The following is a 20,041-nucleotide window of genomic DNA, read 5'->3' as shown; positions in this document are numbered from 1 at the left end:
TCTACGGCGAGAAGCGCGTGACCGCGGCGCAGTTGGCCGCGCGCGCCGGTAAATTGCGCGATGGCGCCATCGCGACGCTCGATATCGCAAAGGGCGATGTCGCGGCGATAGTCGCGCGCAATTGCAGCGAATTCGTCGAGGTCGTCGCCGGCCTGCCCGATGCCGGCGCGGCGATTGCGACGATCAATCCGCGGCTTGCGCCCGGCGAAGTGCGCCAGACGCTCGACGATTGCGGCGCGCGCTTGGTGTTCGTCGATACCCCCTCGCGCGCATTGGTCGAGGAGGCGCTCGGTCCGGATATCGCGCACTACCGGCTCGTCGAGTTTGGCGCCGACTACGAAGCGCTGCTCGCCGACGCGCCGGCACCGCCCGTGCGTCCGCGCATCGACGAATGGGACGCCTGGACGATCCCCTACACCTCGGGCACCACCGGCCAGCCCAAGGGCGTGATCCTCTCGCACCGTTCACGGATGCTCGTGGGGCTGATTTGCGCAGCCGAGTTCGGCTGTTTCGGACCCGACGACCGCTTTCTGGCGATGACCCCGATGAACCACGGGGGCGGGCTGGGCTTTCCCACCGGGATCCTGGCTGCGGGGGGATCGATCGAGATCCTCGACAAGTTCGATGCCGAGACCGTGCTCGAACGGCTCAAGTTCGGCGGAATCACCGGGCTGTTCATGGTGCCCACGCACTTCCAGATGATCTTCGCGCTGCCGCCCGAAGTGCTCGACCGTTACAGCCGCCCGCCGATCCGCTCGATCCTCGCCAATGCCGCGCCGCTGCCGCAGGCGTTGAAGGAGAAGATCATCCCCTACTTCGGTGAAACCGTGCTGCATGAGCTTTACGCCGCGACCGAAACCGGGCTGGTCTGCAATCTCCGCCCCGCCGACCAATTGCGCAAGCAGCGCTGCGTGGGCACGCCGTTCCCGCATTGCGAAGCGCAAGTGCGCCGCGAGGACGGTTCGATCTGCGATCCGGACGAAGTGGGCGAGCTGTGGGCGCGATCGCCGCTGCTGTTCAACGGCTACTGGAACCGGCCCGACGAGGACGCGCGCGCCATCCGCGATGGCTGGGTCTCGGTCGGCGATATGGCCCAGCGCGACAACGAGGGTTTCCTCTATATCGTCGATCGCAAAAAGGACATGGTCATCTCGGGCGGGGTCAACATCTACCCTCGCGAGATCGAGGAAGTGCTGTTCACCCACCCGGCGGTGGCCGACGTGGCGGTGATCGGCTTGCCCGACGACGTGTGGGGCGAGCGATTGCACGCGGTGCTCGTGCTGCGCGAAGGGCACCACCTGACCGCGTCCGAGCTAGCCGGCTTCTGCCGTGACCGCATCGCCAGCTACAAGATCCCGCGCAGCCTGGGGCTGGTCGACGTGCTGCCGCGCAACGCCAATGGCAAAGTGCTGAAGACCGAACTGCGCGCCCGCCCCGCTGTGCCGATGGCCGAAATCAGCGGCTGATGCCCGACACCGCTCCAACCGGCGCCGAGCGCTCCGACGCCTACGCCTGGTACGTCGTCGGGGTTCTGATGCTGGCCTATACGCTGTCCTACGTCGACCGGACGATCCTGTCGCTGATGGTCGCGCCGATCCGCGCATCGTTGCACATCAGCGACGTCCAGTTGAGCCTGCTCCACGGCCTCGCTTTTGCGCTGTTCTACACGTTTCTCGGCATTCCGATCGGGCGGCTGGTCGATCGCCGGCGGAGGACGTCGATCGTCGCCGTCGGTGTCGCAACATGGAGCGTGATGACCGCGCTGTGCGGTGCCGCGCAATCGTTCGGCCAGATGTTCGCGGCGCGGGTGGGCGTGGGCGTGGGCGAAGCGGCGCTGTCGCCGGCGGCGTTCTCGATGCTGGGTGACTGGTTCACCGGCAAGCGGCTGACGCGCGCACTCAGCCTCTACTCGGCCGCGATCTACCTTGGCGGCGGGATCGCGACGATGGCCGGCGGGGCGCTGATCGACGCCGTCGGCCATGTCGAGACGCGCTACACCGGCGTGATCGAGCCATGGCGGATGGTGTTCATGCTGGTCGGGCTGCCGGGGCTGTTCGTCGGCTTGCTGGTTGCCACCCTGCGTGAACCCGAGCGGCGTGGCGCCGTTACGCAAGAGGTGCCGAGCTTCCCCGAAGTGATCGCCTATCTGCGTGCTCGCGCGCGGGCCTACGGCTTGCTGATCGGTGGCCTGGCGCTAGCAAGCACGATGTGGAACGGCGTCTCGGCCTGGATTCCGGCCCATTTTGCCCGCAATTACGGGTGGACGTCCGGCGCTATCGGCTTGCGCTACGGGGCGGCGGTATTCGTATTCAGCAGCGCCGGAATCCTCTTCGGCGGTTGGCTGGCGGGCCGGATGCGCGACCGTGGCCGGGGCGACTCGAATATTCGCGTAGGGGTAATCTCGTCGCTGGCGGCACTGCCTTTCGGCGTGGTCGCGACCCTGATGCCGACCGGCTGGAGCTGCCTCGGCGTACTTGGTTTCTACCTTTTCGCCGGTGCGATGCCTTACGGCGCAGCGGCAGCGGCATTCCAGGAGATCACCCCAAACCGCATGCGTGGGCAGGTTTCGGCGATTTATCTTTTCGCGCTCAATCTGGCCGGCATAGGCTTGGGTCCGACGATCGTCGCGTTGCTGACGCAGCATGTGTTCGGTGGCGACGCATCGGTCCGCTATGCAATCGCCACCGTGGTCGCGGTGGCTGCGCCGCTGTCCGCGATCATGCTGGCCGCAGCGTGCAAACCTTACGCCGCGGAACTGGCGAGCCAACGCGCGGCAAGCGCGACGGCGTAATCGGCCGGGTCGGCAACGACCACGAAGGGCGCATCGGGCCGACTCGCGGCGAGCGCGGCATCGTAAGCCGAGAGCGGTCGGCCGCGATCCTGCAACAGCAGCAGCGGAGGCCCGATTTCTTGCAGCGCCGCTGCCGCATCGTGTGCCAGCGCGGCATGGATCAGGTGGTGATAGCTGGTCCGCGCGCGCATCACGTCCATCGTCCAGCGGTGCAGCGGCCTTGCGGAAAAGTCGGCATCGATCCGGCGCAGCGTGTTCTGCCGGCGGTCGAACCATGGCCAATAGACCTGCCAGTCGCGCAGCATCAGCCAGGTGCGGTACCAGTGTGCCCCATCGGGCTCGATGCCGATTTCAGGCGCGATCCGCGCCACGAGCTCGGCCCGTTCGGCAACATCGGGCCACGCCAGCCCGCATAGCGCGAGCGCATCGACCCGGTTCGGCGCACGACGCGCCAATTCGACCGCGATCGAACTGCCGAACCCGATGCCCAGCACGCGTGCCGATCCGAGATCCAAAGTGTCGAGCAAAGCCAGCAGGTCGGCAACGTAGTCGTGGACGGTGGGTTGGGTGGCGAACCGATCGGACTCGCCGCAACCGGGCAAGTCTGGCGCGATGGCGAAATTCGCCTTGCCCAGTTCCTCGATCAGCGGCGCGATCTGTTCGGAAGAACCCGGTGCGTCGTGCAGCACCAGCAACGGCGGGGCATTGCGTTGGCCTGCCCAGCGCAAGTGGAGATTACCGGCGGTGCCGCGCACGAATTGGCGCGCCAGCCCGGCGCTCGATCCGATCACCGGCGTAGTTAAGGGAGCCGGTCCGGCTGCACCGTAGCGCGCGAAGCTGTCCGCGATCAGTTCGCGCTTGCGTTCGTAGGAAGAAGCGATCGGCTCGATCGACTGGCTCGGCTTCAGCGCGGGCAGGCGTTCGAGGTGCGGGTAAAGCATGTCGGTCTCGGTCGCGGTATAGACTGTGGGCAGGGTCAGCGCGCTCGCCGCGACCACGGCCTTCTCGCCATAGTAACTCGCCGCCCGGTAGGCCGGGGTGTAGTGGTCTGCCGCCTCGAAATACATCGAGACCCACAGATGCGTGCTGTGCGGCGGGCCGAGATCGTAAGGGTTGAGGTGCGCCGGAACGCGCACGCTCCACGGAAACCAGATCGATTGATCGCGAAACCGGGTCCATGTCGCCGAATACTGGCTGCCCAAATCATCGAGCGGCAGCGATCGGAAATAGTCACCGAAGAACCGCTGGCATTCGTCGTCGGTGAACACCGGCACGCCGTCGAGCACCAGCCCGGTCGCCCTAGCCGGATGTCGCACGCCGAATTCCAGCGCGATCGCAGCGCCGGTGTGCGTGCCGAAAATCGGGCAGGCCGGCATCCCCAGCGCTTCGAGTGTCTCGGCCAGCGCATCGGCCAGATCGGCGACTTCGAGCACGGTCCCCGGCAGCGGATCGGATAAGCCGAAGCCAGGGGTGTCGAATGCAAACACCGTGAACTGGCGGCACAATCGCTCGATTTCTTTTTCGAGCAGCCACACATTCGCCGGGGAGGAATGGATCAGCACCACCGGCGGTCCGTCGCCCGAACGCAGGAAGTGAACCTGCCTGCCGGGCAGATGGAGAAAGTGCCGTGTGATCATGGCTGGTTCACTTGCTCCAGCAATGTCATGACTTCATGCGCGGTGACCACTTGGGCATATTTCGCCTGGAGATCGAACAGGTTGGCATTGTGCGGCCCATCGGCGCGGTCGCCACAACCGTCGCTCACCACGAAGGGTGCGAAACCGTGTTGCAATGCGTCGAGCGCCGAGGCGCGCACGCAGCCCGAGGTGGAAAAGCCGGTGATCACCACGGTATCGCGCTCCATCGCGGTCAGCGTAGCGGCCAGCGAGGTGCCGAAAAACGCCGAGGCGTATTGCTTGGTTACCACCACGTCGTTCGTTTGGTGCCCCAGGTCGGGGTGAAAATCGCCTAGCGGATTGCCATCGAGGTAAGCCGCCAGCGCCGGAACCTTGCGATAGAACAGCCCCCCGTCCAGCCCGCCTGCCTGGTAAGAAACCCGCGTGAAAATCACCGGCACTTGCGCCGCACGCGCTGCCGTCACCAGCGCGACATTTGTGGCAAGCACCGCTTCCCCCGCCGCGTAAAGCGGCGATGCCGGATCGAGGTAGGCCATGCACACATCAACGATCAGCAGCGCCGGGCGTCGGCCGAAGGGCAAGTGCCCGCCGAACCCGGCGCGCGCATAGTCCTCGTTCAGCACGGTTTGGTTCACTCGGCGGCCTCGGCGAAAGGCGCGACGGTGCGGTGCCAGACCGGTTGTTGCGGGGCGGGAAGGCCGGTTTCAGCGATAGAGTTGCGACGCAGCGTTTCGATTGTGGGGCCGTAGTTGAACGCGCCGGTGGCAGGGGCTGGTTCGGCGGCGAGTTTCGCGCGCAGCGCATCGGTAGCGCTCGCGTCCACGGCGCCATCGGCGATCACCACGCCATAAGCGCGCGCGCCGGCCAACGACACCAGCCCTTGCTGCACTTCCTTCGCCACCAGCGCGGGATCACGCGCCAGCGGATCGCCCCAGCCGCCGCCGCCCCAGGTGATGAAGTCGAGTTCGTCACCGGCTTCGACCGCGATATCCTCCTGCTTGTTGCCGACGACGCGTTCGGTGCCATCGGCCTTGCGCAGGATCTTGCGCGCGCGGGCGCCGGGCTGGCCGCCGTTGACGCCCCAGGGATGCGTGAACCAGCGATCGTCGTGGATCGCGATCTGGCCGGGTTCGAGGAAGCAATACGTCATCAGGATGCCGTTGCCACCGCGATGGAGGCCGGCGCCGCCGCTGTCGGGCACGGTTTCATAGCGTTCGATCCGCAGCGGGAAGTAGCGTTCGAGGAACTCGTTGGGTACGTTGGTGAAATTGGGCCACAGCGAGTGACCGTCGGGCCCGTCGCCCAGCGGCCGGCCGGGAATGCCGCCGAAGCCGATCTGGAACAACTGGAAGTAGGCGCCTTGCGCATCGGTGCCCGAATAGAACAAGTGTGGCGATGACGAGAAGCCCGCCGCGCACAGGAACTCGGGCGTCTTCTGGCCGAGCAACCCGCCCAGGATGTCGAACAGCCGGCCCAGCGCGTGGGTGCGCCCCGACAGCGCGGCGGGGAACTTGGGCTTGAGCAGCGAGCCTTCGGGGATGCGCACGTCGATCAGGTCGTAATAGCCGTCGTTAAACAGGATCTGCGGATCGAACACCATGATCATGTAGATGCCGAAGAACATCCGCATCATGTTTTCGTTGAGCAGGAAATTGATCGAGCCCGACGATTGCGGATCGGTGCCGGCGAAATCGAGCACCACTTTTCCGTTCTCGCGCCACATCGTGCACTTGATCTTGTAGGGACCGTAGCCCAGCCCGTCATCGCAGATGTAGTCCTCGAAGCTGACCGGCGCCTCGCCGATCGCGGTGTCGATCAGGCTCTTCATCGCGCGGTGGTTGCGTTCGAGCAGATCCTCGCAAGCCGACACGAACACGTCGTCACCGAAGCGCTCGGCCATCTCGACCACGCGCCGCGCCGCCACCCGGCACGCGGCGATCAGCGCGTTGAGATCGGCCTTGCACCATTCGGGCGTGCGCGTCTGGTGCATGATCAGCTTGATCAGGTCTTCGTTGTAGACGCCCTGCTTCCAGATCTTGACCGGCGGGATGCGCACGCCTTCCTGGAAGATCGACGTCGCGTCGATCGGCATCGATCCCGCCACTTTGCCGCCGATGTCGGACATGTGCCCGAACATCGAAGTGTAGGCGATCAACCGTCCCTGTTTGAACACCGGCAGCAGCACCAGCCAGTCGTTCGAGTGGCTGATCGCGCCGCCAACCGAATAGGGATCGGACAGGAAGATCATGTCGCCTTCTTCGAGCGTGCCCGAATAGCCGTCGAGGAACGGCCCGATGTAGCTGCCGAACTGCCCGACGATCATGCGCCCCAGGTGATCGGCGATTAGCGGAAACGCGTCGCCCTGTTCGCGGATGCCGGGCGACATCGCGGTGCGCACCAGCGTGGTGTCCATCTCGATCCGCGCATTGCGCAGCGCGTTCTCGATGATGTCGAGCGTGACCGGGTCGATGCTGACCTTGTTGAACGGGGTCGGGTTGGTCTGGATGATCTGGGTCTGCATCACTTGCTCTCCGCAGGCGTGATCAGGATGTTGCCGAAGGCGTCGACGGTGCCGATGTGGCGGGTTTCGATCAGCGTGGTGGAATCCATCTCGACCACGATCGCCGGCCCCGGAATCACGTCGCCCGCCTCCAGCAGCGCGCGATCATAGATCACCGCAGCCTGCGCAGCCCCGTCCATCCACAGGCTGTGATCGCGCAGTTTCGCCTGCGCCGGATCGCCATCGCCTTGCGCCAACCGGTGCGCCGGCAGTTCAAGAGCGCGACCGACCGCCACCGCGCGCAAATTGACCAGTTCGTGCTCGGTATCCATGTTGAACGTGAACAGGCGCAAGTGTTCGGCGTCGAAGCGATCGGTCAGCACGGCCAGCCCATCACGCTCGATATCGGCGAGCGCCACGCGCATCGGCACCTCGAACGCCTGCCCCGAATAGCGTACGTCGACCTCGAACTCGGTTTCGATCTCGGCCGCCGCGATCCCGTCGGCCACGAGTTCGGCGCGGACTTGCGCGTCCATCTCGGCAAACATCGCCAGCACCGCAGCGGCGCCGGTTTCGCTCAGCCGCTTCGACAGCGATCGCGCCGCCTCGGTGCGCATCCGCGTCGTCGCATCGCCCAGCGCGCACAACACGCCGGGTGAGACCGGTGATACCGCCGGAAAACTGCCCATCAGCCGCGCCACCGCGTTGACATGGAGCGGGCCTGCGCCGCCGAAGCCCATCAGCGCAAAATCGCGCGGATCGTAGCCTTGCTGGACCGAGATCATCCGCAGCGCGCCGAACATGTTCTCGTTCACGATGTCGATGATCCCGCGCGCGGCTTCCATCAGCCCGATGCCCAGGCCATCGGCGATCGTCTGGACTGCGGCTTCGGCGGCCGGCCGGTCGAGCTTGAAGGTGCCGCCGAGCAGGTTCTCGGGCAAGTAGCCGAGCACGACATTGGCGTCGGTCACGGTCGGCAGTGTGCCGCCCTTGCCGTAAGCCGCCGGTCCGGGCACCGCGCCCGCCGACTGCGGACCGACGCGCAACGCCTGGGTCAGTTCGGGCACGTATGCGATCGATCCGCCGCCCGCGCCCACCGTCTTCACGTCGAGCGAACTTGCACGCACCGACAAGTGGCCCACTTCGGTTGTCCGCACGCGGCGCGGTTCGCCATGCTCGATCAGCGCGACATCGGTCGAGGTGCCGCCGACGTCGAGCGTGAGGATGTTCTTGAGGCCGGCGTTCTTCGCCACCCACAGCGCGCCGGTCACGCCGCCCGCCGGGCCCGACATCAGCAGCGAAACCGGGTGCTCCTCCGATTTCTGCGACGACATCAGCCCGCCATCGGATCGCAGCAGCGATAAGTTGCCGCGCATCTCGACCTGCTCAAGCCGGCCACGCAAGTTGCGCACATAGCGCCCCACCAGCGGCCGCACCGCTGCATTGGCGACGGTGGTCAGCGTGCGTTCGTATTCCTGCATCTCGGGCAGCACGACGTGGCTCATCGACAGCGGCACATCGGGCAGCACTTCGGCGGCGATTGCAGCCACCCGGCGTTCGTGATCGCCGTTGAGATAGGCGTTGATCAGCGAGATGGTCAGCGCCTCGATGCCCTGGCCCTTCAGCTTCTCAAGCGCGGCGCGGATCTCGGCGTCGTCGACGGGCCGGACTTCGTGCCCTCGCGCGTCCATCCGGCCCTTGATCTCGACCGTGTCTTCCAGCCGCGCCAGCGGCTCGGGCTTGGGCCACACGATCCAGCCCGCAAGGCCACCGGGCACGAAGCTGCGCGCGATCTGCATGATCTGGCGGTAACCCTCGGTGGTCACCAGCCCGACCCGCGCGCCCTTGCCTTCGAGCATCGCGTTGGTCGCAACCGTGGTGCCGTGGAGGAAGTAGTCAATCTCGTCGGGCCGCACGTCGGCGGTCCCACACAGCGCGGTCACGCCATTGAGAATGCCTTCGGAACTGTCATGCGGTGTCGATGGCGTCTTGTGCCGCCAGAACGCCCCGCTCGCATCGTCGAACAACAGCAGATCGGTGAACGTGCCCCCCACGTCCACACCCAGACGATAGCCCATGCGTTATTCCTTGACCGCGCCGATGAAGCTGATGGGGGGCAATTGGCCCTTGAGGTAAACCGGATCGCGTGTGCCGCGGAACACCGCCTCGCGCGCAAAGCCGCCGTCGACGAACGCCTGTTCGAAATCGAGCGCCTTGAACCCGGCCGAAAACGGTTCGTTGGCGTTGACCCCGAACCAGCTCGTCATCAGGTTCTCGAACGGATCGTGCGACGCGACCAGGCCGCCGTCGTGGACGGTCACACCGCCGGGTGCGAGCAACCGGTGCGCTTCGGCGAACAGCCCGCGGATTACCGGTTGCGGGCATTCGTGCGTGACCAGCATCGAGACCACGATGTCGAAGAAGCCGTCCTCGAAATCGGTCGCGCTGGCGTCCTGCTGGCTGAAGTGGATCGGGTAGCCCATCGCTTCGGCGCGGCCGTGCGCATAGCGGACTTGCGGCGCGCCGACGTCGATGCCGTAGACTTCGGCATCGGGATAGGCGTCCTTCCACGGCAGCGTGGTGAAGCCGGGGCCGCAGCCCATGTCGAGGATGCGGCGTGGCTTGAGATCGGGAAAGCGCTCCTTGACGAAGGCGGCGTGCGCCACCCCCAGCCCGTCGTTGCGCGGACCCAGACCACCAAACGAGAACACATGGACACCGCGGTCGTAAAGCGCGCCAGCGAACACGTCGTCCTCGCCCAGTTCGGTGTGGAAATTGCCCGGCATCACGTGAATGTCGACCGCATCGATGTAACGCGGCACCTGGAAAGCGGGATCGATGGTCAGCGTCCCGAGTTCGCCCAGCTTGGGCTTGGCAGCAGCATTGAGCGTATCGAGTTGCCGCTCGATGCTCTCGCCCACGGTGTCCCATAGCAATTCCTGCGCGGCGCGGCCGATCACGTTGGAGCCACGATAATAAAAGCTGCGTTCCATCAGCTTCGACACTTCGCGCTGGTCGGCGGGCGGCTGGCCGTGCCTGGCCACATGGCGCGGCAGCAGCTCTTCCTGGTAAACCCGCCGCGTGCCGGGGAACAGTTCGGTCGTGAACATCTTGCGCAAGCTGGACACGAAATCCTGCCGGGCGCTCTCATCATGCGTGGCTTCGGGAAGAAGCGCGTGCCGTTCCTGGATCATGCGAATATCCTATACCTGGGCCGACAGGCCGACGGATTCGATGGCCTTGACGATGATCGCTTCGTCGACGTCGGGAAGCCCTCCCGAAACCGCTGCTGCACCGACGATCGCACCGCCAGAATCGCGCACGATCACCCCGCCGCCGAGCGGCACGAACCGCCCGCCGGTCGCCGCCGCGATCGCCGCGACCGCGCAAGGGTCGGTGAAAATCTTGCTCAGTGCCAGCGAACTGCGGTTGAAGCCGAGCGCGGTGCGAGCCTTACCGATGGCGGTGTCCACACCGAACAGCCCCTGCCCGTCGGCGCGCATGGCCAACCGCACTTCGCCGCCCGGATCGGTGACGACGACAGTCATGTTGACGACGCCTTGCGCTGCGCCCTCGGCAAAGGCGACCTGTGCCAATTGCAGCGCGGTGGCGAGCGGAATGGTCATGCCGACTCTCCGTCGGGCGCAGTTTCCTCGGTCACCACGCGCAACACGCGCTTGAGCATCGCGTGGCGGCCCTCCTCGCGCCGCGCCAGTCGTTCGGGTGACAGCACCGCCGCTTCGATCGCCTCGCCGGTCGCAACCATGCCCGCGTCCGCCAGCAGCTCGTGCGTGTCGAGCCGGTCGCGCAGCGCGGACACTTCGGCCATCAGCGCCACGAACATGATCGCCAGCCGGTCGATGTCCTGCGGTGCCAGATAGCGCGGACGGGCCTGGCCGCGCGCGACACGGCGGCGTGGTTGGCGAACTGAAGAAGCATCCGTGGTCGAGGTTGTTGCCATGCGATGACCCTATTGTGCGGACCGTGCGGCGCAATCGACGCGCGCCGGCCAACCGGTATCCGGGGGGCTATCGAGCGGTTCGACCGGGCATGACCCGCACCCAGCTCGACAAGGCATTGGGATCACCCGTGCCGCTGTAAAGCGCGGTGGCGGGGTAAGGAAAATGCGGCCGGTCGAACCGTACTTTCGTCGGATCGAGCGGCCACACCGGGGCCGTGGTCGGCGGGCTGCCCCAATCGAAGTTGTGCCCGATCAGCACATCGGGCGCGGTGTCGTTTTCGACCCAGTTTTCCAGCGCGCTGAGGAAATCGATGTTGTCGGCACCGTCGCCATCGGCCGAACAGTGCCGCATGCCGGGCACCATATAGAACTTGAAGAAGCGGTCGGTCGCTTGCTGCCCGCCCATCGTGCGGGTCATCGTATCGACGTAATCGACGGTGCCCATCGGCACGATCGAGGTATCGCTCCACCCCTGGAAACCGATGAACTTCCCGCCGGCGTTACGGAACAGCCGCAAGTCGGGATTGTCGGCGCGGTACAGCGCCTCGTTGATCTGCAACCGCGCCGGATCGCGGTCGAAGTCGAGATCGGCCAGCGTCCAGTCGGGACCGGGGCCGGGGTTGAAGCCGACATAGCGGAACACGTTGGCGATGAACTTGCGGTACTGCGCGGGTCGCCCGGGACCATCGATGTAGTCACCGATCCAGTTGATCTCGGATCCGGGCATGACCCCGCCCTGGAAGCCGATCGCGCGGCCCTTGCTGTCGTGCGGCCCGGCGTAGAACTTGCGCGCGGCATCGACTTGCTCGGCAGAAAGGCATCTGCCACGCGCGTCGTCTGATACCCGACATTGCAGCTTGGCGGGATCGAAACGGCACTGGCGGGCATCACCGATCAGCCCATCCTTCAACCCGTCGTTCTTGTCGCATAAAGCGAGCACGGCGCGGTGCAGCAGCCCGGCTTCGGGCACACCAAGGATCTCGCTGCCATCGGCGCGCAAGTTCGCCTTCACCGTCCAGGCCAGTTGCACCGCCGATCCGGTTTCGTTGAGCGGGGGCGATCCGCCGACGATCCCCGCAAAGTCGCCCGGGTAGAATTCGGCTTCGTGGTACGCCTGCCGCCCGCCGGTCGAGCAGCCCCAGTAATAGCTGAGCTTTGCCGCCTTGCCATAGAACGCCGCGACCACCGCCTTGCCCGCGATCGATGCGACATGCGTGCTGCGAAAGCCGAAATCGCCTTGCAATTGCAGGTTGTTCCACGCCCAGCGCCAGTCGCCGACCGAGCCGGTGTGGCCCATGTCCGATCCCAGGCAGGCATAGCCGCGCCGCAGCGGATCGTCGCACCAGAACAGCTTGGTCGTGCCGCAACCGCCGCCGCAGCCGCCTTGCAGGTATTTTCCGTTCCAGCCGTGCGTGGGCATCACGATCTTGAAGCCGATGGTGGGCGTGACGAACCCGTCGACCTGGCAGACTTCGCGGCTGTCGGCGCCGTACTTGATCACCGCGGTGGCGATGATCCCGGTCGGCGCATCGAGCAGCTTGCCGAAATCGGTCGTACGCAAGCCGGCGCAGGCGGACTGATAATCGAACGCCGGAGCCGGAGCGGCGGCCAGCGCCGGTCCTGCAAACGAGATGGCGATCAGCAGCCAGAAAATGCGCAGAATGTTCATGTCACCGCTCCTGCTGGCAATTCACCGTCGCGCACCAATGGCAATGTGGCTTTCAGCTTGGCTTCGCTGAGGTTGTAGAACAGCAACGCGATCACCCCGAGCGTGCTGATGATTGCGGGCACGAAGCCCATGATCTGGTAGATCGCGCGGATTGCCGAAGCGGGCTGGTGGGCCACGCTGCCGTGCGCCGCAACGTATCCGGCGCCGCTGAGGATCGCGCCCACCGCCGCCACGCCGATCGCGCCCGACAGCTTCTCGACGGTGGTATAGAACCCGGCGAAGATGCCCTCGCGGCGCAACCCGGTGCGGCGATAATCGTATTCCATCGTATCGGGCAGCAGCGACTGGCCCATCAGGATCGCCCCGCCCCCAGCCACGCCGATGACCGCGGCGCGCAGATAGATCAGCATCGCCGGTTCGGCTGGCCCGGCCGCCAGCCAGCTCAGGTACGCCGGGATCGAGAGCAGCAGCGCGATGATATAGACATTGCGCTTTTCGCCCAGCTTGCGCAGCAGCCACAGCCAGCCCGGCTGCGAGATGATCAGCGCCAGCGAGGATACCAGGAAGAACTGCCCGAGATAGCCGTCCGACAGACCAAGCACGTGCGCGAAGAAGAACGCGTAAACCGACTGCACGCCCAGCGCCATCAGGGTCAGGAACTTGACCAGGATCAGCACCATGAACGGACGGTTAGACAGCACCGAACTGATACGCTCACCCAACGGCGCCTGCACCACGTCGCGCGCGCGCTCGGTGGCGGGGGCGTTGCGGGTCAGCCTGAAGCAGGTCCACGCCGATCCCAGGATGATCGGAACGAACACCAGCGCCATGATGCGATAGGCGCCCGCCCCGCCGCCGAACGCGCCGAGCAACATCGGCCCGAACACCGAGGCCACGATCTGCGACGCGCCGACCGCATAGACGCGGAAGCTCATCAGGTTGGATCGTTCGAGATAATTCGACGTCATCTCGGCGGGCATCGCCATGTAGGGGATGTTGAAGACCGTGTAGGCCACCGCATAGAACAGCAGCAGGAACCCGACGTACCACACGCGCGTGGCAACCGCGCCGAAATCGGGCACCGCGAACAGGCCGACCACCGCGATCGCCAGCATCGCCCCGCCCAGCACGAGGTATGGCCGCCGCCGACCCCAACGGCTGCGCGTGCGATCGCTGACCACGCCCATCGTCGGGTCGGCAAAGGCGTCGAAGATCTTGGAAAAGGCGATCAGCGACGCGGCAACCCCCGCGCTGATCCCTACGAAATCGGTCATGTACCTCAGCAGAACCACGTTGGTCGCGGTCAGCACCGTGACCGGGCCCAGCGTGCCGATCCCCCAGCCCATCCGCACCGACAGCGGCAGGCTCGGTGCAATGCTGGTCGCCGAAATCGGGTCGCTGGCTGTGGTCATTGTGCAAACCTTGCTGTCGGAAGGTCAAATGGCAAGGACCGCCGGGCGGGGCCCGGGCACGAACAATGGGGCAATATGCCTGTGCGCCCTGGCCCGAAATGTGTGAGGCCGGCGCCCCCCGCGCCGGCCTCCTGCGTGATCGCCCGATTGGTCAGAACTTGGCCCCGACGGTTACGCCGAACTGGCGCCCCACCGGCAGGTAACCATCAAGATCGCCACCGAAATCGCTCAACCGGGCGTTGACCGAGACGATTTCGGGCGTGTGGTCGTTGGTCAGGTTGTTGACGTAGGCGGAGATCGAAAAGGTCGAATTGGACACGCCGGCGCGCACGTTCATGATCGTTCGTGGCCCGTAGTAACTGATGTTGTTGTTGAACCCGAACTGCTTGGCTTCCCAGCGCGCATTGGCCGTGGCGTTCCACTTCCAGTCGCCGGAAATCTGGCCGTCCATGTCGATCCCGCCCGACACCGTCCAGTTGGTTTCACGCGGCAGCGAAAGGCCCGACAACGACAATGCTGCCTTGTTGAAGTTGCTGTTGTTGAACTGCGAGTTGGCGGGCAAAATCACCACCCGGCTGGCGCATTGCGGGATATTCGGGGTGATCACGCCGGTCGTCACATTGGCACTGGCGCAAGCACCGGCCGCGCCGAAATCGAAGGCATCCTTGCCAAAGCGGGGGTTGGAATAGCCGATGCCCGCATTGACCCGCACGCCGGTTGCCACCTTGGCGGCCAGTTCAACCTCGAAACCATCGGTGTGCACGCTGCCGAAGTTTTTCGTCACCAGCCCCGGATTGGTCGGCACCGATGAAGGGCCGGAAATCTGAATGCCCTTGGTGTTGATGTGGTACGCCGCGACGTTGAATTGCAGCCGATTGTTGAACAGGCTGTTCTTCATGCCGATTTCGTACGTGGTGTTCCTTTCGGGGTCGAACTTGAGATCGGGCTGCGAACCGTCGGCTGCTGCCACCGCGCGCTGGTTGAAACCGCCCGCCTTGGTGCCGCTGGCGATGCTGGCATAGAGATTGGTGGTCGGCGTCGCCTGATATTTCAACGTACCGCGATAGTTGCTGAAGTTGAACGCGCCCGAAACGGGCGCGACGACGTTGTTGACCGAGTTGGGGTAGAGATACGGTGTCGGCAGCGGCCCGTTGCAGCTGGCCGTCTGTACGGTCAACGTGTTGGGGCAGCCCGTGTTGCGGATGACCAACTGGTCCTTTTCCTGGTGCGTATAGCGATATTCGCCCGACGCGGTCAGACCCTGGAACAGATCGTAATCAGCGCCGACAAAGCCCGAATACTGCTTGTCATGCGACAGCGTCTGGCCAACGATCTTGGCCCCGTTCAACTGGCCGTTCGACGTCAGCGAATTGGCCGCGAAGCCGGGCAGCAGCGTCTGGCCTGCGGGCAGGTTGGTGCCGTCGACCGTGACCAGCGTGGTGCTGAAGGTCTTGCCGCTGAAATAGAAGCCACCGACCTGGACGCGGAACGGCTTGCTGGCGTCCGACTGCAACCGCAGTTCTTCGCTGAAGTCCTTGTTGTTGGTGTTCGACCCGAACAGTTCGGGCAGCAAGGCCACGCCCGGTCCGGGGGTAAGGATGAACGGGATGCCGTTGCTGCGGCCGATGAAGTCGGTCAGCCGCTGCTGGTCGACTTTGACATAGCCGGTGATCGAGGACAGCTTGGCGAAGCCGAAGTCATAGCTCATGTTCAGGCGCGCCAGGTTGACCTTGCGATCGTTGCCGGCCTGGCCTGCCGCCGGGTTGATCACCGGCACTTCGACGGGATGGGCATCGGGATCGAAATGGCCGCAGAATTGCGAAAAGCCAAGGCCGCTCGGGTCCTGCACGCTGGGCGGGTTGGTCCGCGTACCGCAGTTGTTGACATTGTATGCGATCGCCGAGCCGCCGAAGGTATCCTTGCCGTAGTAGTAGCTGCCGGTCAGGGTGAATGCCGGCGACGGCTTGAAATAGACCGTTCCTTGGATGTCGCGCTTCTTGAATCCGCCGGCACGCGTGCCGTTGGTCTGGTCCTTGTAGCTGCCGCTGAAATGTTCGTATCCGGCGGCCACGCTGACCGCGAGCACGTCCTTGATCAGCGGATAGCTGATCGCGCCTGAAACGCTGTATTGTCCGTCATTTCCGCCGAATGCAGTGATGTTGCCATGCGGATCGGTCAGCGAAGGCTTCTTGGAGACATAGTTGATCGCGCCGGCAAAGGCGTTGCGCCCATAGAGCGAACTGACCGGGCCCTTGACCACTTCGACACGCTCCAGATCGATCAGCCCCACGTTGATCGCGGTGTTGTTCGAAATGTAGACGCCATCGATGAACACCGCGACGTTAGGATCGCCCGCTCCGCCGTTGAGGTTGGTCTGGCCGCGGATCACCGGGTTGACGCCGAACTCCGAACCGCCGCTGGTGATCGAAAGGCCGGGCGTGAGATACGCGACGTCGCGCAAGTTGCGGACGTTGGCATTTTCCAGAGTCTGCGCACTGAACGATGTGATCGCCAGCGGCACGTCCTGAAGCTTTTCCTCACGGTTGCGCGCGGTGACGACAATCACCGACGGATCGATGGCGTCGGCAGCCTGAGGTGCCGGCACGGTATCCTGCGCCATCGCAGTGTGCGACGCCCCGAGCAGCAAGGTCGCAATGACGGCGCATGCGCCGGTGCGGGTTCCGCGATTTGAATGACTGAAACGCATCATGGCCAGTTCCCCCCTTCGGGTTGGTTTCCGCTTCGTTTCCGCTAGGTGCGGTGCGAGGCGTGTTGTGATTGTTGTCGCGTCGGCAGCGCCGGATCGCCGTCCGGGCCGCTGTTCGGCCCGGTTGGAGACTGGCACGTTACCCCGCTGTGCCAATTGCCTGCGCCCTCATAGCGGTCTCACTTTTTGTCATAGCTGGAACGAGCTTCGGGGCTGGAACGAACTTCGGGGCCGGAACGAACTTCGGGGCCGGAACGAAACTCGGGCAGCGGCTGCACGTTGAACTGCAAGTCGAGCGCGATGTAGCCGCACGGCCCCGATCGACCGCCGCGCGCTTTGGTCACGCCCACATCATCGGCGATGAACAGGCTGCCCGGCTTGAGTTCGATCGTTCCGCCATCGGGCATGATCATTTGCGACGAGCCGGCCAGGATGATGAAGATCTCGCGATAGGGCGCGGCGTGCGGCGGAATGGTCATATTGGGCGACCCGTTGACCAGCACCACGCGATCGGGCTGGCCCAGCGCGAACTGGGTCAGTTTCACCGATCCGCCGAAATAGCTCCCGCGCTTGCCCGGCAGCGCCACCCGCTCGACCCGCGACACGCCATCGGGCCCGCGCAGCGCGTGCCAGGCCTCGACGATGTCGGGATCGCTGGCGCCAAGTTGGAACGATCGGGCCCGGCATTGCGCGCGGCTCTCGCTAACGGCGCGCGCGTGCTCCGGGCCGAAGGCTGCGGCGTTCGGGCCGGGCGGCAGTGCGTTCGCGCCCGGGATCGAGGCCATGGCGAACGCCACGGCCAACAGGGTCGTCGCCATAATCTTGTTCCTTCCACCTTCAACGCTCGCTCGACCATGCGATTGAGCCGCTTCGCCCGATGGTGGCGCAAACGGCATGTCGCGCGATAACCGGAATGCGGTTCCTTGAGTGACTGCGCTCGATCGGCAAGCGGTCCCGCCTTTTCGTCATACCTCGCGGGAAATCATTGCGCAGACATTCGCGCACCAGCAATCGTAAGCCGCAAGCAAGGCCGCAAACCGGCGGGCGGGATCGAGATGAAGCCATGAACACGTTGATCGCGATCGAGAATCGTGCACAAATCTGCCGCGTCACGTGCGGCTGGAAACTGCCGCACCTGCCGCTCGAAGCGGTTCTGCGCTATTGGCGCGATGTCCACAGCCCCTCGATCGCGCGCCGGCCGGGCATCTGGGAATACCGCCATTTCCAGCTTGAGCCGCTCGGTCCGTCGCTGCTCGATGCGCTCGCCGGCATCGACACCGCCTGTCCCGCACACGCGCAACTGATGTGGATTTCGGACGTTCGCTACCACGACGACGATGCCCTGGCCGCGTTCAGCGCCAGCCCGTCGCCCACGGTGCGTGCCAGCATGTTGGCCGACATCGATCTGATCGTCGACCAGAGCACGACTTATCGCGTGATCGGCGACAACGGCCACACGTTTGCGGATCGCACGCTACCCAGCCCGCCACAGGGCCCGCCGCCTGCGCCTACGTTCGCGATCTTTGTCCGCCGCCGCAGCGACGAGCCCGGGTTCCGCAGCTTCCTGAACGCGCTGTGCGAGCGCTGGGCTGACGGGCACGAGGTACAGCGCCTCCGGCTGAGCCTGTTCGAGACCCCCGATATGGCGGCCGAGCAGGCTTCCGGCTACCCGGTCAAGACCCATCCCGTCGATCGCCAGTACCAGGCATGGATCGACCTGACGCTTGCCAGCGGCGCCAGCCTTGCCGGTCTGTTCGCCGAAATCCCGGATCTCGCCGACCATTGCGCGGCGATCCATGCGTTCCCGGTCCGAGCGGTCTATACCTCGAACCGTGGCGGCAAGCCCACGCTGGTCGGTTTGCGCGGCTACCCGGCCTACGAAGCGCTGGTCGGGATTTCCGGGTACAACCAGACCGATCCCGACTTGCTCGAATGGATGTACGGCGAAGTGGCGCGCGGCGTGCGGCTGGAGCCGGTCGCCTCGTGACCGATAGCGTTGCCTTGACCGTATCCGAACGCTTGGTCGACTTTGCGCGACAACAGGCGGCAACCGGGCTGTCCGACGAAATCTTGCAAGAAACCAAGCGGCTGGTGATCAACCAGCTCAAGGCCTCGGTCGGCGCGACCGGGCACCCGGCGATCCGCTTGCTGCACGACTGGGCGCTGGCCGACGGGCCGACCGAACGCGGCACGCATATCCATTGGTTCGGCACCCGCACCACTCCTGCGCAAGCCGCCATCGTCAACGGTGCGCTTTATGAAGTGCTCGACTTTCACGACACTTACATCCCGTGCTTCATGCACGCGGTTTCGGCGGTGCTGCCGGCTGCCTTTGCCATTGCCGAGGCGCGCAAGGCGACCGGACGGGATTTCCTGACCGCACTGGCGCTCGGCATCGAGTGCGAGCTCGCGGTTGCGACAATCCTGATGCCAAGCGGCTATTATCGTGGCGGCGTTCCTGCTGGGCTGACCGGCGGGGTCGGCGCAGCGATCGCCTGCTCGCTGCTCGCCCGGCTCGACGCCGAACCGATGCGCAACGCGGTGGGCGTGGCCATGTGCACAGCGTTCGGCCTTTATGCCTCGGTCGGCAGCATGACGCTGTCGTATATCACCGGCGCCACCGCGCGCTCGGGCCTGGTCGCGTTCGAGCTGGCCGAGCGCGGATTTACGGCGCCCGCCACCGCCTTCGAAGGCGACCGCGGCATGTTCCAGGCGCTGTGCGATGAAGATCGCGCCAAGATCGAGCCGATACTTGCCACGCTCGGCGAAAACTGGCGGCTGTTCGGCCAGACCTACAAGGTGGTGCCGACCGAGACGATCACGCATGGCCCGGTCGAATGCGTGCTGGCCGTACGATCGCGCGCTGGCGGACGCGAACTCGACCGGCTGGTGTTCAAGGTCAACCCGCTGGTCCAATCGATCGCCGACGAGCGGCGCGATCGCTTCGGCCTGCCATCGAGCGAGAGCGAGGCAACCTTCGACTTACGCTTCTGCGCCGCCGCCGCCTGGGTCAAAGGCCGGTTCACCATCGCTGAAACCGCGCCGGCCAGCTTCACCGATCCCGAAATTTTGCGCCTGCGCGAGCGGGTCGACCTCATCGCCGACAAGACGCGCGCCACGTTCGAAGGCTGCTCGCTACTGGCCACGTTCACCGATGGCACCACCGAAGCGCACAACGTCGATCATTTCCTCGGCACTCCCGGCGCTCGGGTGCCCGATGACATGCTGTCGGCGCTATTCCGCCAATACGCCGAAGACGTGCTGCCCTCGGGCCGCGCGCAAGCCGTGCTCGACGCCGCCTGGTCGCTCGACACCGCACCGGCGCTCGATCCGCTGATTTCGTTGCTGAAAACCGCTTAGGAGC

Annotated in this window: 15 protein-coding genes; 4 read left to right on the top strand and 11 right to left on the bottom strand. The window is 65.2% G+C overall.

The features are described 5' to 3' along the window. On the top strand, window positions 1–1,466 hold a 1,466-nt coding region (locus Q0R16_RS13550), incomplete at its 5' end, for an AMP-binding protein (protein WP_295636964.1). Next, entirely contained in the window at window positions 1,466–2,791 is a 1,326-nt protein-coding gene (locus Q0R16_RS13545; RefSeq protein WP_295636961.1) for an MFS transporter, read from the top strand. The genes Q0R16_RS13550 and Q0R16_RS13545, both read left to right, overlap by 1 nt. Here Q0R16_RS13545 and Q0R16_RS13540 read toward each other — a convergent pair. The 11 genes from Q0R16_RS13540 to Q0R16_RS13490 form a co-directional block, all read right to left on the bottom strand. After that, complete coding sequence (locus tag Q0R16_RS13540) at window positions 2,743–4,428, bottom strand: alpha/beta fold hydrolase (protein WP_295636958.1); 1,686 nt, start codon at window positions 4,426–4,428, stop codon at window positions 2,743–2,745. The two genes, Q0R16_RS13545 and Q0R16_RS13540, sit on opposite strands and share 49 nt — an antisense overlap. Beyond that, on the bottom strand, window positions 4,425–5,063 hold the full coding sequence (locus Q0R16_RS13535; RefSeq protein ID WP_295636955.1) for an isochorismatase family protein: 639 nt from the start codon (window positions 5,061–5,063) through the stop codon (window positions 4,425–4,427). The genes Q0R16_RS13540 and Q0R16_RS13535 overlap by 4 nt, the downstream gene beginning before the upstream one ends. Continuing rightward, window positions 5,060–6,949 carry a hydantoinase B/oxoprolinase family protein gene (locus Q0R16_RS13530; RefSeq protein ID WP_295636953.1) on the bottom strand — a complete coding sequence of 630 codons (1,890 nt, stop codon included), beginning with the start codon at window positions 6,947–6,949 and terminating at the stop codon, window positions 5,060–5,062. Before Q0R16_RS13530 ends, Q0R16_RS13535 begins: the two co-directional genes overlap by 4 nt. Further along, window positions 6,949–9,006, bottom strand: a complete 2,058-nt coding sequence (locus Q0R16_RS13525; RefSeq protein WP_295636950.1) for a hydantoinase/oxoprolinase family protein — start codon at window positions 9,004–9,006, stop codon at window positions 6,949–6,951. Before Q0R16_RS13525 ends, Q0R16_RS13530 begins: the two co-directional genes overlap by 1 nt. 3 nt (window positions 9,007–9,009) lie before the next feature. After that, the gene (locus Q0R16_RS13520) at window positions 9,010–10,122 is read right to left on the bottom strand and encodes a class I SAM-dependent methyltransferase (RefSeq protein WP_295636948.1); all 1,113 of its coding nucleotides are present in this window, start codon (window positions 10,120–10,122) and stop codon (window positions 9,010–9,012) included. 9 nt (window positions 10,123–10,131) lie between these two features. Beyond that, complete coding sequence (locus Q0R16_RS13515; RefSeq protein WP_295636946.1) at window positions 10,132–10,554, bottom strand: heme-binding protein; 423 nt, start codon at window positions 10,552–10,554, stop codon at window positions 10,132–10,134. Next, window positions 10,551–10,889 (bottom strand): hypothetical protein, encoded by a 339-nt coding sequence (locus tag Q0R16_RS13510; protein WP_295636943.1) that lies wholly within the window; start codon window positions 10,887–10,889, stop codon window positions 10,551–10,553. Before Q0R16_RS13510 ends, Q0R16_RS13515 begins: the two co-directional genes overlap by 4 nt. A gap of 67 nt (window positions 10,890–10,956) precedes the next feature. After that, window positions 10,957–12,558, bottom strand: coding sequence for a tannase/feruloyl esterase family alpha/beta hydrolase (locus Q0R16_RS13505; RefSeq protein WP_295636940.1), 1,602 nt, complete (start codon window positions 12,556–12,558; stop codon window positions 10,957–10,959). After that, complete coding sequence (locus Q0R16_RS13500; protein WP_295636936.1) at window positions 12,555–13,970, bottom strand: MFS transporter; 1,416 nt, start codon at window positions 13,968–13,970, stop codon at window positions 12,555–12,557. Before Q0R16_RS13500 ends, Q0R16_RS13505 begins: the two co-directional genes overlap by 4 nt. Before the next feature lie 151 nt (window positions 13,971–14,121). After that, window positions 14,122–16,590 carry a TonB-dependent receptor gene (locus Q0R16_RS13495; RefSeq protein ID WP_295636933.1) on the bottom strand — a complete coding sequence of 823 codons (2,469 nt, stop codon included), beginning with the start codon at window positions 16,588–16,590 and terminating at the stop codon, window positions 14,122–14,124. A 266-nt stretch (window positions 16,591–16,856) separates the two neighbouring features. Next, on the bottom strand, window positions 16,857–17,495 hold the full coding sequence (locus Q0R16_RS13490; protein WP_295636930.1) for a hypothetical protein: 639 nt from the start codon (window positions 17,493–17,495) through the stop codon (window positions 16,857–16,859). Window positions 17,496–17,740: 245 nt separating this feature from the next. On the opposite strand from Q0R16_RS13490, the gene Q0R16_RS13485 reads away from it, so the two are divergent. Both Q0R16_RS13485 and Q0R16_RS13480 read left to right on the top strand, forming a co-directional pair. Continuing rightward, window positions 17,741–18,664: a hypothetical protein gene (locus Q0R16_RS13485; protein WP_295636928.1), complete on the top strand. Its 924-nt coding sequence runs from the start codon at window positions 17,741–17,743 to the stop codon at window positions 18,662–18,664. Then, entirely contained in the window at window positions 18,661–20,037 is a 1,377-nt protein-coding gene (locus Q0R16_RS13480) for an MmgE/PrpD family protein (protein WP_295636925.1), read from the top strand. The genes Q0R16_RS13485 and Q0R16_RS13480 overlap by 4 nt, the downstream gene beginning before the upstream one ends. Window positions 20,038–20,041: the final 4 nt, after the last annotated feature.

The organism is Novosphingobium sp. (assembly GCF_025351285.1).
In the GTDB taxonomy this organism is placed as follows: domain Bacteria; phylum Pseudomonadota; class Alphaproteobacteria; order Sphingomonadales; family Sphingomonadaceae; genus Novosphingobium.
Note: the sequence above shows the minus strand (reverse complement) of the source record. Positions and strands in the feature narration are given on the sequence as shown.

Excerpts from the sequence above, each read along its gene's own strand:
- Q0R16_RS13505 (WP_295636940.1), bottom strand. The coding sequence starts at position 12,558 with ATGAACATTCTGCGCATTTTCTGGCTGCTGATCGCCATCTCGTTTGCA.
- Q0R16_RS13530 (WP_295636953.1), bottom strand. The coding sequence starts at position 6,949 with ATGCAGACCCAGATCATCCAGACCAACCCGACCCCGTTCAACAAGGTC.
- Q0R16_RS13520 (WP_295636948.1), bottom strand. The coding sequence starts at position 10,122 with ATGATCCAGGAACGGCACGCGCTTCTTCCCGAAGCCACGCATGATGAG.
- Q0R16_RS13510 (WP_295636943.1), bottom strand. The coding sequence starts at position 10,889 with ATGGCAACAACCTCGACCACGGATGCTTCTTCAGTTCGCCAACCACGC.
- Q0R16_RS13545 (WP_295636961.1), top strand. The coding sequence starts at position 1,466 with ATGCCCGACACCGCTCCAACCGGCGCCGAGCGCTCCGACGCCTACGCC.
- Q0R16_RS13485 (WP_295636928.1), top strand. The coding sequence starts at position 17,741 with ATGAACACGTTGATCGCGATCGAGAATCGTGCACAAATCTGCCGCGTC.
- Q0R16_RS13540 (WP_295636958.1), bottom strand. The coding sequence starts at position 4,428 with ATGATCACACGGCACTTTCTCCATCTGCCCGGCAGGCAGGTTCACTTC.
- Q0R16_RS13500 (WP_295636936.1), bottom strand. The coding sequence starts at position 13,970 with ATGACCACAGCCAGCGACCCGATTTCGGCGACCAGCATTGCACCGAGC.
- Q0R16_RS13525 (WP_295636950.1), bottom strand. The coding sequence starts at position 9,006 with ATGGGCTATCGTCTGGGTGTGGACGTGGGGGGCACGTTCACCGATCTG.
- Q0R16_RS13515 (WP_295636946.1), bottom strand. The coding sequence starts at position 10,554 with ATGACCATTCCGCTCGCCACCGCGCTGCAATTGGCACAGGTCGCCTTT.
- Q0R16_RS13490 (WP_295636930.1), bottom strand. The coding sequence starts at position 17,495 with ATGGCGACGACCCTGTTGGCCGTGGCGTTCGCCATGGCCTCGATCCCG.
- Q0R16_RS13495 (WP_295636933.1), bottom strand. The coding sequence starts at position 16,590 with ATGGCGCAGGATACCGTGCCGGCACCTCAGGCTGCCGACGCCATCGAT.